The following is a 17372-nucleotide window of genomic DNA, read 5'->3' on the forward strand; positions in this document are numbered from 1 at the left end:
CAATGGAACTACCAAAGAAAATAACAAATAAAAGAATAACACTCGTCGTTTTAGACGTTCTAATTATAAACTTAGCATATTTTTTAGCCTTGTATTTTAGGTTTGATCTTAACTTTACACAAATACCTATTTTTTATCTAGATGCTTTCAAAAAATACGCACTAATAAATACAGCAATAAGTATTTTGATATACACTCAACTAAAACTATACAACATGGTATTAGAATATGTATCATATAATGAACTTGTAAGTATAACTAAAGCAGTATTGCTATCACTTCTAAGTCATATACTAATAATAAATATCTTCTTTAATAGAATGCCTATATCTTATTTTGTATTTGGATTTTTAATCCAATATACATTAACAGTAGCAGTAAGATTTGCAGAAAAGATGCTACTAGAAAGAAAGTATAAATCACTAAGGAGAAATCCGTCATTCAAAAACGCCCTAATAATAGGGGCAGGATCTGCAGGTCAAACACTAAAAGAAGACATCAACAAATCCAACAGACAAGGACAAACCGAAATTAGAGTAATAGGATTCATAGACGATGACCCATCTAAAAAAGACCTATACATAGATGATGCAATCATATTTGGTGGTAGGGATAAGATAAAAGAAGTAGTCAACAAATATAACGTAGACCAAATATTAGTAGCTCTTCCATCTGTAGAAGATAATAAAAAGAGAGAAATACTAAAAATTTGTAATGACACATCTTGTGAAATAAAAGTCTTACCAGGAATATATCAACTTGTTTCAGGTAATATTTCTATGTCAACAATGAAAGACGTTCAAATAGAAGATCTACTAGGCCGTGATCCAGTCAAGATATTTTCAAATGAAACATTTGAATACCTAAACGATCAAGTAGTACTCGTTACAGGAGGTGGCGGATCAATAGGATCTGAGTTATGTAGACAAATTTCCCAATACGGTCCGAAACTTCTAATAATATTTGATATTTACGAAAACAATGCCTACGAGATAGAACAAGAGCTAAAAAGAAATAACAAAGACTTAAACTTCATCACCCTAATAGGATCAGTAAGAGACTACAACAGGGTAAAGATGATATTTGAAAAATATAGACCAGACATAGTATTCCATGCGGCAGCTCATAAACATGTTCCTTTAATGGAAGTAAGCCCAGTAGAGGCAATCAAAAACAACGTAAGAGGAACATACCTAGTAGCACTATTATCACTAATATACAATGCTAAAAGATTTGTACTAATATCAACAGACAAAGCAGTAAACCCAACATCAATCATGGGAGCTACCAAAAGAGTATGCGAGAAGATTATCCAAGCTCTAAATGATATAAGAGAAAACAAAGAATACGATAAACTAGCCAAGGTAAACGTCCATGATGGAGATAGAAACATAACAATAAACCCTAAAGATCTTCTAGAAGGAAAGAATCAAAGGACAGAATTTGTTGCAGTTAGATTTGGTAATGTGCTAGGATCAAATGGATCTGTAATTCCATTATTTAAAGAGCAAATCGCATCAGGCGGGCCAGTAACAGTAACGCACCCTGAGATAATTAGATACTTCATGACAATCAAAGAAGCAGTAAAACTTGTATTACAAGCAGGATCTATGGCAAAGGGTGGAGAAATATTTGTACTAGACATGGGAGATCCAGTAAAAATCGATGATTTAGCTAGACAACTAATAAAACTATCAGGGTTTAAACCAGATATAGATATGCCGATAGTTTATACAGGACTAAGACCTGGAGAAAAACTATACGAAGAAAGGTTGATGGATGAAGAAGAACTAAAAGATACCGAGATTGATGGAATATCAGTTGGTAGACCATTAGAATTTTCTAGAGAGGATTTCTTTACAGATCTTGATCATGCAATAAACAAAGAAGATATAGAAGAAATAGATATAATTTCAATAATTACAAGTTTAATAGATACCTATATTGGAAAAGAAAAATAAAAGGAGAGAAATATGAACATACCATTTTCACCACCAGACATCAGCGAGGAAGAAATTGAAGAAGTAGTTGACGCTTTAAAATCAGGCTGGATAACCACAGGACCAAAAACTAAAAGACTTGAAAAAGAACTTTTGAAATTTACTGGAACAAATATTGGAGTTTGTTTAAACTCTCAAACTGCTGCAGCTGAAATGACTCTTAGAGTGTTAGGTATTGGAGAAGGTGATGAAGTAATCACTACATCATACACCTATACAGCAACAGCATCTGTCATAGACCATGTAGGCGCAAAAATTGTGATGGTTGACGCTCAAGAAGATTCTCTAGAAATGGACTATGACAAACTTGATTCTTTAATTAACGAAAAAACTAAGGCAATAATTCCAGTTGATCTAGCAGGTATTCCTTGTGATTATGATAGGATATTTGAAATAGTTGAAGCTAAAAAGAACTTGTTTAAAGCAAACAATGATATTCAAAAAGTCTTTGATAGAGTGATAGTAATTGCAGATACAGCTCACGCATTAGGTGCAGAATACAAGGGTAAAAAGGTTGGATCTGTAGCAGACTTTTCAAACTTCTCTTTTCATGCTGTAAAAAACTTCACCACAGCAGAAGGTGGTTATGCAACATGGAGAGATAGAGAGGGTATTGACAATGAAAAACTTTACAAACAATATCAACTTCTATCCTTGCACGGTCAATCAAAAGATGCTCTAAATAAGACAAAACTAGGATCTTGGGAATATGATGTTATAGGTCCTTGGCATAAGTGCAATATGACAGATGTTTTGGCATCAATTGGTCTTGCCCAAGTTAGAAGATATCCTGACCTACTTAAAAGAAGAAAAGATATCATAGAAAGATATGATGAAGCATTTAGAGCTATAGGTGTAGAAACTTTAGATCATTTTACAGACGATTATTCTTCATCAGGACACTTGTATATAACAAGAGTGCCAGGTATTGGCGAAGAAGAGAGAAATAAAATCATAGAAGAGATGGCGAAAGCAGGGGTTGCATGCAACGTTCACTACAAGCCATTGCCACTACTTACTGCATACAAAAACTTAGGATTTGATATTAACAATTATCCAAATGCATACAAACACTATCAAAACGCAATAACTCTACCACTTCATACAAAATTAACGGATGAAGAAATAGACTATGTAATAGAGAATTATTGTAAAATCGTGGAGAAATATATTTAATAGAAGGTTTATATGGAAAAATTAATGATTTTAGGGGCAAGTGTATTACAAATACCTGCTATTCTTCAAGCGAAAAAAATGGGCATATATGTAATAGCAGTGGACATGAATCCTAATGCAGAAGGTTTTTCATATGCTGATAAGAAAATAGTTGTAAGTACAACTGATATTGATGGGGTCTTAAAAGAAGCTCGAAATAATCATATCGATGGAATAATGACTATTGCAAGTGATAGGCCAATGATGACTGTAGCGAAAGTATGTGAAGAATTGGGTTTAGTTGGCATTGATATAAAAACAGCCATAAATGCAACTAACAAATCAAAAATGAGGGATGCACTAAGAAACAACGATGTCGCTATTCCAATGTATTTTTCAGTAGAAAACTATAAAGACTTCTTAGAGGCTAGTAAAAAAATTATGGATAAGGGCTACAAGTGCATAGTAAAACCTAGTGATAACTCAGGCAGTAGAGGTATTAGACTAGTAAAGGATTCTGATAACTTGGTAGAAGTCTACTCATATTGCAAGGAAAACTCAATATCAGGTACACTTGTAGTAGAAGAATACATGGAAGGCGAAGAAGTAAGTGTAGAATCTATATCTCACGATGAAAATTGTGAAGTAATTCAGATTACAGATAAGATAACCACAGGTGCTCCATATTTTGTAGAAATGGTTCATACCCAACCTTCTATGTTATCAGATGAAACAAAAGAAGAAATAAAAAAGCTAACCCAAAAAGCTACCAAAGCCATTGGAATAACAGATGGACCATCTCATACAGAAATAAAAGTAACTAAAGATGGACCTAAAATTGTAGAAATAGGAGCAAGGTTAGGGGGAGATAATATCACTACTCACCTAGTTCCGTTATCTACAGGAGTTAACATGGTAGAAGCCTCCATAAAAATTGCTCTAGGCGAAGAAATTTCTTTGAAAAAAACTTTAAACATGGCTTCAGCTATCAGATATAAAGATTGCAAACAAGGAAAAATCATTGCTATAAATGGCGTAGATGAAGCTAAAAAAGTCAAAAATATAAAAGAAATAAAAATTGTCCACGGTCAAGGGGAAACATCTTCAGAAATTAGAAATAGCAATGACAGAATCTGCTACGCAATAAGCCAGACAGATACAACAACAGAAGCAATAAAATCCTGTGAAGAAGCTCTGGAAAAGATAGTCGTAGAAATTGAAGAGTAGGATTACAAATAACGTAAACAAAATCCTATAGACAATTGCTAAGTTTTAATTGTACATACAGACCCATAAATAAAAGGTTGGTTATTATGAAATTTACTCTAAGAAATATAATAGAATTTACCACTGTAATAACAATTATAGTTTTAAGTGTAGCTATACCTAGTGTAGACCCACTATTTTCTATATTATTAATAATTTGGACAGCATGCATGTTCTATAGTTTGCGAGAAATAAAAAAAAGAGCTATGCTTTTTGCATTTTTAGTATCTTTCTTTATTTTCCTAATAGGACGTGATTTTGTGAAGCAGTTTTTAGCATACAAGGTTGAAATACTACCTAGAAATTCAGAGGTTCACACATGGATTAGCTTGATAATATCATTGATTACACTAGTTTTATCTTTCAACTTTTTTTCTGAGAGGCTAATAAATAAAGATGTATTTAAGAAACAGTTAACAGAATTAGGTAGTTTATATAAATTAACAGTAAGGCAAAATAGTTTAATATTCTTCTATTTTTCTTATATATTTGCAATAATTTCTAAAGTAGCAGTTATTATATATGTTAAAAATTCAAGTTTTACTCAGTATTATATTGGTTATTCAGATTATTTAAGGAATAATTTCATTTTATATATAATGAGTAAAATTGAAATAATTATGCCTATTTCTTGGGCAATATATTTAGGTACATTTCCAAAGAAGAAAGAAATTAAATTTCCACTATTTTTGTACGTAGTTTATTTAATTATATCTTTAGGAACAGGGCAAAGGTCTACATCTATGCTTGGTCTACTTTTTTTAATGATTTATTTTCTCTTTAGAGATAGAGAAGGCGAGGTATGGATAACAAAGAAAATGGTAATAATAGTTTTACTATCTCTGCCATTTTTAGCCTTTTTTATATCTTTTTATGAAGTGTACAGACAAGGATTTAGGTTTACGTCCAATAACATATTTGAAGGTATGTTAAAGTTTTTTTATGATCAAGGTGTAACTAGCACTGTTGTAAAAAAGGCGTATATATATAGGGATTTTATTCCTGACCAGATATATACATTAGAATTTATGCATACTGGTATTTTACCAAGATTATTTAATATTCCTGTATACCATGGTAATAATGTTGAACATGCTTTATATGGTGGTAGCTTTACGCATTCATTATCTTACACCATAATGATAAACTCATATTTATCCGGAAGAGGAGCAGGCTCATGTTACATTGCTGAATTATTTCAGGACTTTTCATATCCTGGTATAATTTTAGGAAATATTATATACGGATATTTAATATATAAAATTTCAGATTTAAGTGAACATAAATATATAAGTAATGGATACAAACTGTTCATTATTCCGTTTATTCTATGGGCTCCAAGAGGAAGTTTCACAAATTTCATTTCTCAAACATTGGTTCCTTCTACATTGATAACATTTTTATTTATTTTCACTTTATCATATGCTATGATTTATAGATATATAAAAGCAAAGAATATAAGTAGAACTAATTTTTAATTTATAATTGTGCAATTTAGGTATTTTTAATATATTATAACCATATTGTGAAATTGATAAATATTATGTGATTTTTAAAATAATATAATAATTTAATGCTATTTAGATTAAGTATACTACTAATTTATTTTTAATAGTAATATACTTATGACTGGATAAAAACTTTCGTTGGAAGTTTATATATAAAAAGTAGGAATCTAGAATGGGACAAACAACAATTATACTAATGATCATTACCATTTTATCAAAAATATTTGGTTTCGTTAGGGAATCGGTAATGGCTGCATTTATTGGAGCAGGAGATTTAAAATCAATATATACTACTGCAATGACTATACCATTAATAATGACTGGAATAGTTGTAACTGGTTTAAAATCAGCGTATATTCCAGTTTACAATAAAGTAAGAAATGAAAAGGGAGACGATCAAGCTAACAGTTTTACTTCAAATCTTATAAATATATTGTTGGTATATGGTGCAATATCTACAATATTAATCATTATATTTTCTAAGCCACTATCGTTAATTTTTTCTCCAGATTTAAGTGGAGATTCACTAAGACTTGCTACAAATTTTACTAGGATATTATCTCCAGTAATATTGGTAATTTTAGTAAGTTCCGTTATAGGTGGATATTTAAATATTAAAGGTAATTTTGTCGACCCAGCTGCTGTTGGAATCATATATAATATTATAATTGTTTGCTCGATACTTTTTGCAAATAAGAAAAATAATCCTTATTATCTTATTTGGGGTACTTTTTTAGCTATGGTTTTGCAATATATTAGATTTCCGTTTTCTAGTAAAAAACTAGGCTTTAAATATAAAAAAGTTTTTGATATTAAAGATCAGAATGTTAGATACTTATTGGCTATTCTTCTTCCAATCATGATATCAAGTGCAGCAAATCAAATTTCTCTTATATTTGATAACTCTATGGCGTCTGCTCTTTTTGGAGTAGCTAGTGTATCTAAAATATTTTATGCGAAAACAATGCTCAATTTTATAACTGGTGTGGTTACAATGTCTGTAGCTACAGTAAGTTTTCCTGAGATAGCTAAACTTGGCCAAGAGAATAACATTAATGGAATGAAGAAGTCTACTATTAGGGCTATTATATTTTCTATGATATTAGTTCTTCCATTTACATTCGGAATGATGACATTTTCAAATCCGATAATTAAGTTAGCCTTTGAGAGAAATGCTTTTACACCTGATGATACTTTTATAGTTGCTGGTTTACTTGTTTCATACGCACCTAGTATAATATTTGACGCATTTAATAGAATACTTACGAATTCTTTTTATTCTGTAGGTGATTCAAAAACTCCTGTAATAATAGTTGTTATTCAACAATCTATTAATATTGCTTTGAATTTTATACTTTCTAAAATATTTGGTCTGTACGGCTTAGCTTATGCTACAAGTATTTCATCAATAATAGCTACTTTAATGATGACATTATCATTTATTAGAAAATTTGGGTCTTTCCAGATTAAAGAAAATTTAATTTCTTTATTAAAGATATTATTATCCTCAGTTGTAATGGTTATTTTAGCTGATATTCTCTATAATAATATAATAGTTAGAATACCAGAAACCTTGAGTTTAATTATTTCGGTTGGATTTGGAGGGTTACTATATTTTGCTATAATTAGTTTTGCTAAAGTTCCAGAATTTGAACGATTGCTTACATCTATTAAGAATAAGATTAAAAAGAATAATTAATGTATTTAGACATATAGATTGAAATCACATTATATAATATAAAAAATGAATTCTTGTTGTACAAAGGATATTGATTGTAGAAAGAAAGTGTTACATGGTATATAAAAAATATATAAAAAGAATATTAGATATATTGTTAGCTCTTGTAGTATTACCTTTTGTGCTTGTCGTTTGCTTGATTTTTGGAATATTAATATTTGCAGAAGACAGGGGAGATATATTCTACATAGCTAATAGAAGAGGACGAAATGGATCAGTATTTGGCATGTATAAATTGCGCTCTATGAAAATGAATGCTCCAGACATTAGAAATAAGGATAATTCAACTTTTAATAGCTCTGATGATCCAAGAGTCACTAAAATTGGGAAAATAATGAGAAAAGCATCTATAGATGAATTACCACAAATCTTTAATATATTAAAAGGTGATATGAGTTGGATTGGACCTAGACCAAATCAACCAAGTAAAAAATATGATGAGATGACAGACATAGAAAAAGATAGATTATCAATTAGACCAGGTGTTACAGGTTACAGTCAAGCCTACTATAGAAATTCTATTAGTCAGGGTGAAAAACTGATAAAAGATCTATATTATGTTAACAATATAAGTTTCTTGCTAGACTTTAAGATAGTTTTACAAACCATTAAATCAGTTTTGTTTCAAGAAAATATAAATACTAATTAAAGTGAGGGTTTTATGTTAAGTTTAAAAGGGAAAAAAATACTATTTTTGGGAGCATCCAATTACTTTTATGAGGCTGCGCAATATGCAAAGGCTAGAGGTGCTGAAATAATAGCGATCGATAAAAGACCCAAAGAAGAATGTATAGTAAAACAAATTGCAGATAAGGAATTCTCTATAGATACAACAGATATTGAATCAATAGTTAGTCTTGTGAAAAGAGAAAATATAGACGGCATCTATTCTGGTGCAAGTGAGGTAAATATTCCTGTGTCTATAAAAGTTTCAGAGAGAACCGGTATTCCTAAATATTGTGAAAAGGAGCAGTGGGAACTTGCTACAAATAAATTAATATTTAAGAATACGTGTATAGAATATGGATTGCCAGTAACACCAACATATAAGGTTACTGATATAATGGATAAGGACCAAACAAAAGATATTGAGTATCCTGTTGTTACAAAACCTACTGACAATAACGGCTCAACAGGTATCACTATTTGTAATGACGAGAAATCTCTGATAGAAGGTTATAATTTTGCTAAAAAATCGTCAAAAAAGGGTGAAGTTCTCATAGAGAAGAAAATGGAGTTTGAGCATAGTTTAATAGCTCATTATACAGCTCAAAATGGTAAAGTTATATTTTGTGGTTTGACAGATAAAGAGTCGAAGAAAATAAACAAAAATTCAGCTCCAGTAATGTCAATCCAATTTATGCCATCTAAACTTACTAATAAATTTATAGATGAGGTAAATGAAGGCATAATAAACATGCTCGAAGGATTAGGTATTGAGTATGGTCCTATATGGATTGAGATTTTTTATGATGATAATGGATTTTATTTAAATGAGATAGGATACAGATATGGTGGATCATTAACATATTATCCAGTTGAGTATTTCTACGGAATCAATCAAATGCATCTATTAATAAATTACCTAGCAACTGGAAAGCCTCTATATGAAAATTTTGCTAACAATAAATTAGTTACTGAAAATAAGAACAATATTTATTGTATTTTACCAATACAAATCAAAGAAGGAACGATAAGTGCAATAAAAGGATTGGACAAGATATTAAAAAATGATTATGTCCATGCTTTTATCCAATCACACATAGTAGGAGATATTATTGAGTCTACAGGAACTACTCACCAAGTATTTGGATATATGCATTTAGTTTCTGATAATAAGGAAGATCTATTAAATTTTATAAATTACATTAGCAAAAACCTTATAATAGAAGATGAGATGAGAAGAAATATGTTGGATATAATATATTTAAGATAAGTAATAATTAGGGGAGTTAAAGTGAATAAAGTTAAGGTTATTTCAGAAAATGAAGTACAAGAAATAATGAAGGGCCATTGGGCCGAAGGATTAGATGTAATTAAGGAATCTTTTATAGCTAGAGAAAAAGAAAGAGTAATACTTCCAGAAAAAACTTCTCAAATATTCGATAAAGAAAGTTCAAACAGAATAAATTGTATGCCATCAACTCTAATAGATGAAAAAATATGTGGAGTAAAATGGGTATCTGTTTTTCCTACAAATTACAAAAAAAATATTGAAAATGTTAGTGGAGTAACAATAATTTCTGAAATCGAAACAGGTAAGCCTATTTCAATAATGTCTAGTACTTGGTTAACTAAATATAGAACTGCTGGAGTTGCAGTTTTAGCTTCTAAATATTTGTCAATAGAAAATAATTCGAGCATAGGATTTATAGGTGCAGGTGAAGAAGCTAAGATGCACTTTGAATTATTCAAGTTAATATATCCTGATATTAAAGTATGTAGAGTTTCATCAAGAACTGAAAAAACATGTGAAAAGTTTATAGATGATTTTTCAATAGAATACCCTGATTTAAAATTTATTAATTGTGGGAATGATTTTGAAAAAGCAATTAAAGGTAGTGATGTTATAGTAACAGCAATTTCCGGTCAAGAGCCAGTATTAAAAGCAGATTGGATAGATCAAGCAAATTTCTATGTACATGTTGGTGGATATGAAGATGAGTACAAAGTTGCATTGATGTCTTCTAAAATTGTATGCGATGAATGGCAAGCAGTAAAGCATAGAGGGTCTCAAACATTAAGCAAAATGTATCGCGATGGAATAATTGATGACAGCAATATATATGCTGATTTATCGGAAATTATTGTTGGAAATAAATCTGGAAGAACAAGTGATGATAGTTTAATATATTTTAACTCAGTGGGTATGAGTTATGTCGATGTTTTGTTAGCAAAATTTGTTTATGATAATTCCAAAGATATTGGTAAAGTATTATATTTGTAAAGGTGGAAACTGATTTGACAAATAACGATGATATAAAATTAACGGGTTACATTGAAGATGAAGGCATAAAATCTTACATAAAAAATCGCTTAGATAAGTATAAACTTCTAAAAAGAACTTTTATTGGAAAAACTTCTGGATGGGAAAGTTTTAAAATATTTGTAGATTTTTCACTTTCTGTTATTATCTTGGGCTCAGGAATAAATGACTATTTTCAGTACAATTTTTATAAGAAACCTTATTCTGAAAGAAAAAAGTTTATAGTCGGTAGAACTTGGAAAGAAATAATCAAAGATTGTAATGGATCTTTGAATGTAGACTTATTTGATGATAAGATTAAATTTAATACAAAGTTTAATAAATTTCTTAAAAGAGATTGGCTTGATATAGATAAATCAAGTTATGATGAGTTTTCACAATTTATATCAGATCACGCACATTTTTTTGTTAAAAAAAACAAAGGTAGTGGTGGAAATGGTATAGAAAAATATGAAGATACTGACATTAAAGATAAAAGAAATTTCTATGAAAATTTACACGGTAAATCATATATAATAGAAGAATCAATTATACAGAACAAAGAGCTGTCAGACTTTAATCCAACTTCTGTTAATACTATTAGAGTTGTAACTATAAAAACTAATACTGATGTTAAAATAATGGATGCTGTACTTAGGATGGGTAATGGTAATAAATCAACGGATAATTTTCATAAACATGGTTTAGCAATGAAAGTTGATGTTTCAAGTGGTGAAGTTGTTAGCAAAGCTATTGATAAAAGTAACAATCACTATGAATATCATCCACTAAGTAAGAAAAAGCTTATTGGATTTAAAATTCCTAATTGGAATAAAGTAATAGAAACTGTTAAAGAAGCAGCAAAAGTATCAAATCAAACGAGATATGTTGGGTGGGATATAGCTATTTTAGATAACGGTGAAGTATCAATTATAGAAGGAAATTGTTCCTCAGATCCAGACATAACTCAGATGCCATTACAAATAGGTAGGTATGAAGAGTATAGAAAAGTAATTAATACAATAGATAATTAATGCTTTGTTTAGTAGAAAAGGATATGGAATGACACTAATCTTAGTCTCAGATTTTATGCAAGATGAGATATATTTAAATGAGGAAGTTAAATATTACAAATCTATAGATAGACCAATTTTATTTACAGTAAGGGGTCACGTTTATAGCAATTCACGAATGGACATACCTAATAATTTTGAGATAGGAAAACTTGATATTCAGTACAAATCTAACCTAGACAGATTAAAACATTTATTCAAGGGTGTATTTAACAAATTAACATTTAATGATTTTAAATACCTTGTAAAGAATAATAAGCTTTCATATAATTCGTTTAAAAGTTTGATGCTATTTGCAGCAAAGAGTTCTTTAGTATATGATAACATGATTAAAAGAATGAAGAGTCTAGATATCGAAGATGATGAGGAAATAACTCTATACAGTTATAGAGTTGGTTTTTCTACCTTAGCAATCTGTAAGCTAAAAAAAAGATATAAAAATGCGAAAGTGATTTCAAGAGCGCACGCCCAAGATATTTTTGAATTTAGAAACAAGGAAAATTATTTACCATTTAGACAATATTTATATGAAAGTATTGATGAGATATGTTGTATTTCATTAGATGGTATGAATTATTTAAATGATAATTATGAAGTTTTAAAAAATAAAACATCACTATATCGACTCGGAACAAGAAATGTTCCATTAAATGAGAATGTAAATAATAGTGATTTTACAATATTAACTTGTTCAAGAATAGCTAGGATCAAAAGACTAGAGTTATTAGCAAAATCTCTGTTACACATTGATAAACAAATCAGCTGGGTACATTATGGAGATGGAGATACTGCTTATTACGAAGAAATAAAAGGTATCATTGACAAATACAATTCAAATATAAATGTGGATTTTGTAGGATTTTGTGATAATGAAAAATATTTAGATATAATAAGCAAAAGTAACCTATCAGTATTCATAAATGTGAGTGAATCTGAAGGATTACCAGTATCTATAATGGAGGCAGAATCAGTTGGCTTACCTATAATAGCAACAGATGTTGGTGGAACATCTGAAGCGGTAATCGATGGTTATAATGGGTTCTTAGTAGATAAGGATATAACAGAAGAAGATTTAGCAAAAAAAATCTTAGAAATAAAAGATATGCCAAAAGACAAATACGATAAAATGAGATATAGCTCTAGAAAAGTCTGGGAAGAAAACTTTGATTTGTCCAATAACTATAATGAATTTGTCAAACATATATGAAATAAAACTGATGTGATTTATTAGGTTATAAATTGATATATAAAGGGACTTAATAGGGTCTCTTTTTTAGTGTAAATCAAAAAATATAGAATTTAAATATATCAAACAATTATCTACAAAATATTGACAAAATTATTTTGTTAAGTACTATATTTAGGGAAATAAGTTAAAGGAAAAACAATGGAAAAATCGAAAAGTTTAATAACAAAAATAGTTGTAGGAGTTTCTCTGATAATTAATATCTTTTTTATATATTTCGTTTTCAAATATAAAATACTACCATTGAAATATAGAAGTGTGTTAGCTATATTTATAGGCATAATTTTGTGTGTTTTTATCTATATTGGTTTTATTAAAAAGAGAAAAACTAAACCGCTGAAAATAATATCTATAATATTTTTGCTTATCCTTAGCATTGCTCAAATTTCATTCATATCTTATGCTAAAAAGTCCATAGATACATTGGAAAAAATAAATAGTAAAGTTGAAGAACAAAATGAGATGTCTTTGGTAGTTCTAAAAGATTCTAATATCAAAACTACTCAAGACGCTATTGGTAAGGAAATAGCAACGGCAGAAAGTTTTGATAAAGAAAATACTGAAAATATACTTTCAGAGTATAGAAAAAAATATTCATCTGATTTAAAAACGAAAGATTTTGCCAACTATATACTGGCATCTAATAGTCTAATGAACAAAGAATCTGAAGTAATGCTACTTAATGAGTCATTTAGGTCTATATTAGAAGAAAGCATAGATGGATTTTCAGAAAAAACTAGAGTATTAGATTCTAAAGTAGTAGAAGGAAAGAAAATAGCTACACAAAACAAGAAACAAGTTGAAGAAGATAAATCGTTTAATGTTTATATATCGGGAATTGATACATATGGTAGTTTATCAACAGTCTCAAGATCTGATGTTAATATGATTCTTAGTGTAAACCCAGTTAAAAATAAAATATTGATTACAACTATTCCAAGAGATACTTACCTTGCCATTGGTGGGGATAATGATAAATATGATAAATTAACGCATGCTGGTCTTTTCGGTGTGGATACATCAATTAAGAGCCTAGAAAGTCTATTGGATATAGATATTGACTATTATGGAAAGGTAAACTTCACAAGTTTAACAGAGTTAATAAATGCTCTTGGAGGTATAAAAGTAGATAATCCCGTAGCTTTTGAATCATCATCGGGCAAATATTATTTCCCACAAGGTAAGATAGACATGGATGGAGACATGGCGCTTGCTTTTTCTAGAGAAAGATATCATCTAGAAGAAGGTGATTTTGATAGAGGGAAGAATCATGCGAGAGTCCTCACAGGCATAATAAATAAAATGCTAAGCTACGACATGTTAATGAATTTTAATCAAATATCAAATATTGTGCTAGAATCAGTAAACACAGATATATCCTATGACAAAATGATAGAGTTAGTTAATAAGCAACTGTCTGATGGTGGTGATTGGGATATAGAAACTCAAGCCCTTAAAGGTTGGGGCGAGAGTGGGCTAAGTTCCTATCTAATGCCTGACTTTAATCTTTATATGATGAGAGTAGATGAAGACTCTGTAACAGAGATTCACGATAAGATAATAGAGAATAATAGATAATAAGGAAAGAATAATGGGTCAAACTACAATAGTACTGATGATAATTACAGTATTATCTAAAATATTTGGATTTGTAAGAGAATCAGTAATGGAATTCCAAGAATTGCAGTATTTGTATTTTAGCATTATTTAAATAATATTTTAAGGAGCAGATTATGAATGAAAAGGAAATTTATTTAATTGATTTAGTTGATTTGATTAAAAAGGTATTTAAGCATCTATTTTTGATTATTATTTTGACAATTTTGTTTGGACTAGGTAGCTTTGCTTATTCCAATTTTATTGTTACACCTTCCTACAATGCAAATGCTACTATGATAATAAGTAGTTCTAGTAAGAATGATGATCAGCAGGACTTAGCTGATATTGATTTTTATCAAATTCAGGCAAATAAAGCACTCATATCAACATATTCTGAAATAGTTAAGTCAAAAGGGGCTGATCAGGTGATTAAAAATTTATCATTAAATATGGGTTATGAAGAGTTTTCTAAGAAAGTATCAATAGAACCGGTCAAGGACACCCAAATCATATCAGTAAATGTAGTTGACAGTGTTCCTGCCAGAGCTATGGATATAGCAAATGAAACTGCAAATATTTTTAAAAGCTCTGTTGGAGATATTATGAAGGTTGATAATGTGCAAATACTTGATGGGGCAACAATCCCTGTAGAACCAGTATCACCAAATGTATCTAAAAACACAATTCTTGGAGCTATAATTGGACTTGTGTTAGGTATTATTATATCTATGTTTAAGGAACTCTATGATATTTCAATAAAAAGTGTAGAGGAAGTGGAAGAATATTTAAATCTTCCTGTGATAGGTGTTTTACCTGATAGAAAAGAAGGGAATTAATATGAGTAAAAAAGGAAACAAATATTATACTGCTTCTCTGTATGATGAAGCTATCCGTTCTCTAAGAACAAATATACAATTTTCAAGTTTAGATAATAAAAATAAGGTTATTGCTATTACATCAACAAAGCCTAGTGAGGGAAAATCTACTGTCATATACAATCTTGCCAAATCATTTGCTCAAAATGGCGAGAGAGTCATATTATTGGATTGTGATCTTAGATCACCATCTATATCTGAAGTGTCTGGTATTAAGGATAATGTAGGGCTAACTAATTATCTGACAGGAAAAGTTAGCCTGGAAAGGGCTATAAATGCAGATACTAGTCAAGATAGTTTAGATATTATACTTACTGGACCTGTTCCTCCAAACCCAGCTGAGGTTTTAGCATCAAATGTATTTAAGAAGTTAATAGAAAAGTTATCTAGTATGTATGACTATGTACTAATAGATACGCCACCAGTAGGATTGTTTACGGACGCATCTATTGTATCTACCTTAAGTGATGCAGTTATATTTGCAATCAAGTCTTCAGATACCAAAAGAGATGAAATAAGTCAAGCTTTAGATAATCTAAAGAAAGTAGATGCACATATCTTAGGTTGTGTACTAACTCACATGCCTAAAAAAGATAATCAATACGGATCTTATTATTAAAATGATTGATATACACAACCACATTATATATGGAGTAGATGATGGTTCTAGAAGTATTGATGAAAGTCTAGAGATGGTTAATCTATATAAAAAAGCTGGATTTAGTGAGATAATAGCCACAAGTCATTATGATAAATCAAGATATATCACACATCCTGATGATATTATAAAAAAAGCTGATATACTAAATAATCGTTTCGAAAAGGAAGGGATAGATTTTAAGATTTATCCTGGACAAGAGATTCAAGTAGAAGTAGACACACTAAAAAAAATTAAAAATGGTGAAGTATTAAGTCTAAATAATTCTAGATATGTTTTATGTGAGCTTTCATTTGCAAGTAAACCTAGCTTTTTAAAAGATCTAATTTATCAAATGCAACTAGAGGGATATGTTCCCATTATTGCTCATGCGGAGAGATACCCTTATGTAAGTGAGAATATCAATTGGTTATTGGATTTTATAAATATGGGCGCTCTTATCCAAGTGAATTACTCATCAATTAAATCTCATCACGATACTATGAGGCAACTATTAGAGAGAAATATGGTTCATATTATAGCAACAGATGCTCACCAATCCAAATGGAGAAGTCCATATATAGTTGAATGTAAAGATGAAATTATAGATATAGTTGGAGAAGATAAATTTGACAAATTATCTAGGACTAATCCTAGTTTAGTTATAGAAGATAAGTATATAGATAGTGAGTATGGTAATATAATTAAAGAGCGTAAGAAAGAAAAAAGAAGTTTTCTAAGATTTTGGAGAAAGAAATGAAGATAAAACTTTTATTTTTGATATGTTTAATATGTTTGGGACTCTCATCTTGCAACAAGGAAGTAGAGCAGTACGAGAGTAAGAATATCCAAGTAGATTCTGTTTTCAATAAGGCAGAAAATCAGTCTAAGGAAAATCAAAATCAACAAAACCAACAAGATCAAAATAATAAAAAACAAGATGATAAAGCTCAGCAACAGACTCAACAGCAAGCAAGCCCATCTAATCATACTAATCAGAAAAAATTTAAGACAGTAGATACTACAAATTTGAGGAGAAATCCAACAACAAACGATGAAGTTTTAGTATCAGTTCCAGCCTCTGTTGAGATAGAAGTAATCCAGGAAGTTAATTCTGAAAATGAAGTATGGATAAAAACAAAATATAATAATTCTGAAGGTTTTATTAGAAAAGATTTACTGGAAGAGATAAATAATTAACAACAGCCGCTAATTAATTAGCGGTTTTTTATTTGGGCAATTTTATTGTTTTGCCTAATTTTGTACATATTTTTATGAAAATGGTTAGAATTTATATAAAAATCTTTGTG

At 29.7% G+C, this 17372-nt stretch carries 15 protein-coding genes; all 15 read left to right on the top strand.

Annotated features, from left to right (window positions below):
- Positions 1-2: 2 nt before the first annotated feature.
- The 15 genes from E0D87_RS05925 (at position 3) to E0D87_RS05995 (ending at position 17262) form a co-directional block, all read left to right on the top strand.
- Positions 3-1961 (top strand): polysaccharide biosynthesis protein, encoded by a 1959-nt coding sequence (locus E0D87_RS05925; RefSeq protein ID WP_130819725.1) that lies wholly within the window; start codon positions 3-5, stop codon positions 1959-1961.
- A 12-nt stretch (positions 1962-1973) separates the two neighbouring features.
- Positions 1974-3176, top strand: a complete 1203-nt coding sequence (locus tag E0D87_RS05930; protein WP_130819726.1) for a DegT/DnrJ/EryC1/StrS family aminotransferase — start codon at positions 1974-1976, stop codon at positions 3174-3176.
- 12 nt (positions 3177-3188) lie between these two features.
- Positions 3189-4382, top strand: coding sequence for an ATP-grasp domain-containing protein (locus E0D87_RS05935; protein ID WP_130819727.1), 1194 nt, complete (start codon positions 3189-3191; stop codon positions 4380-4382).
- A gap of 86 nt (positions 4383-4468) precedes the next feature.
- A complete protein-coding gene (locus E0D87_RS05940) occupies positions 4469-5899 on the top strand; it encodes an O-antigen polysaccharide polymerase Wzy family protein (RefSeq protein ID WP_130819728.1) in 1431 nt (476 codons plus the stop codon).
- Between the two features lie 202 nt (positions 5900-6101).
- The gene (gene murJ / locus E0D87_RS05945) at positions 6102-7628 is read left to right on the top strand and encodes a murein biosynthesis integral membrane protein MurJ (protein ID WP_130819729.1); all 1527 of its coding nucleotides are present in this window, start codon (positions 6102-6104) and stop codon (positions 7626-7628) included.
- A gap of 94 nt (positions 7629-7722) precedes the next feature.
- Positions 7723-8316: a sugar transferase gene (locus E0D87_RS05950; RefSeq protein ID WP_130819730.1), complete on the top strand. Its 594-nt coding sequence runs from the start codon at positions 7723-7725 to the stop codon at positions 8314-8316.
- Between the two features lie 12 nt (positions 8317-8328).
- Positions 8329-9603 (top strand): ATP-grasp domain-containing protein, encoded by a 1275-nt coding sequence (locus tag E0D87_RS05955; protein WP_242618447.1) that lies wholly within the window; start codon positions 8329-8331, stop codon positions 9601-9603.
- Between the two features lie 21 nt (positions 9604-9624).
- Positions 9625-10614 (top strand): ornithine cyclodeaminase family protein, encoded by a 990-nt coding sequence (locus E0D87_RS05960; RefSeq protein WP_130819731.1) that lies wholly within the window; start codon positions 9625-9627, stop codon positions 10612-10614.
- Positions 10615-10628: 14 nt separating this feature from the next.
- A complete protein-coding gene (locus E0D87_RS05965) occupies positions 10629-11666 on the top strand; it encodes a sugar-transfer associated ATP-grasp domain-containing protein (RefSeq protein WP_130819732.1) in 1038 nt (345 codons plus the stop codon).
- Positions 11667-11694: 28 nt separating this feature from the next.
- Positions 11695-12912, top strand: a complete 1218-nt coding sequence (locus tag E0D87_RS05970) for a glycosyltransferase (RefSeq protein ID WP_130819733.1) — start codon at positions 11695-11697, stop codon at positions 12910-12912.
- A gap of 180 nt (positions 12913-13092) precedes the next feature.
- Positions 13093-14529, top strand: coding sequence for an LCP family protein (locus E0D87_RS05975; RefSeq protein ID WP_165442730.1), 1437 nt, complete (start codon positions 13093-13095; stop codon positions 14527-14529).
- Positions 14530-14684: 155 nt separating this feature from the next.
- The gene (locus tag E0D87_RS05980) at positions 14685-15386 is read left to right on the top strand and encodes a YveK family protein (RefSeq protein ID WP_130819734.1); all 702 of its coding nucleotides are present in this window, start codon (positions 14685-14687) and stop codon (positions 15384-15386) included.
- A gap of 1 nt (position 15387) precedes the next feature.
- Positions 15388-16044: a CpsD/CapB family tyrosine-protein kinase gene (locus E0D87_RS05985; protein ID WP_130819735.1), complete on the top strand. Its 657-nt coding sequence runs from the start codon at positions 15388-15390 to the stop codon at positions 16042-16044.
- Position 16045: 1 nt separating this feature from the next.
- Complete coding sequence (locus tag E0D87_RS05990; protein WP_130819736.1) at positions 16046-16822, top strand: tyrosine-protein phosphatase; 777 nt, start codon at positions 16046-16048, stop codon at positions 16820-16822.
- On the top strand, positions 16819-17262 hold the full coding sequence (locus tag E0D87_RS05995) for an SH3 domain-containing protein (protein ID WP_130819737.1): 444 nt from the start codon (positions 16819-16821) through the stop codon (positions 17260-17262). The genes E0D87_RS05990 and E0D87_RS05995 overlap by 4 nt, the downstream gene beginning before the upstream one ends.
- Positions 17263-17372 lie beyond the last annotated feature (110 nt).

Source organism: Anaerococcus vaginimassiliensis (assembly GCF_900626155.1).
Taxonomy (GTDB): domain Bacteria; phylum Bacillota; class Clostridia; order Tissierellales; family Peptoniphilaceae; genus Anaerococcus; species Anaerococcus vaginimassiliensis.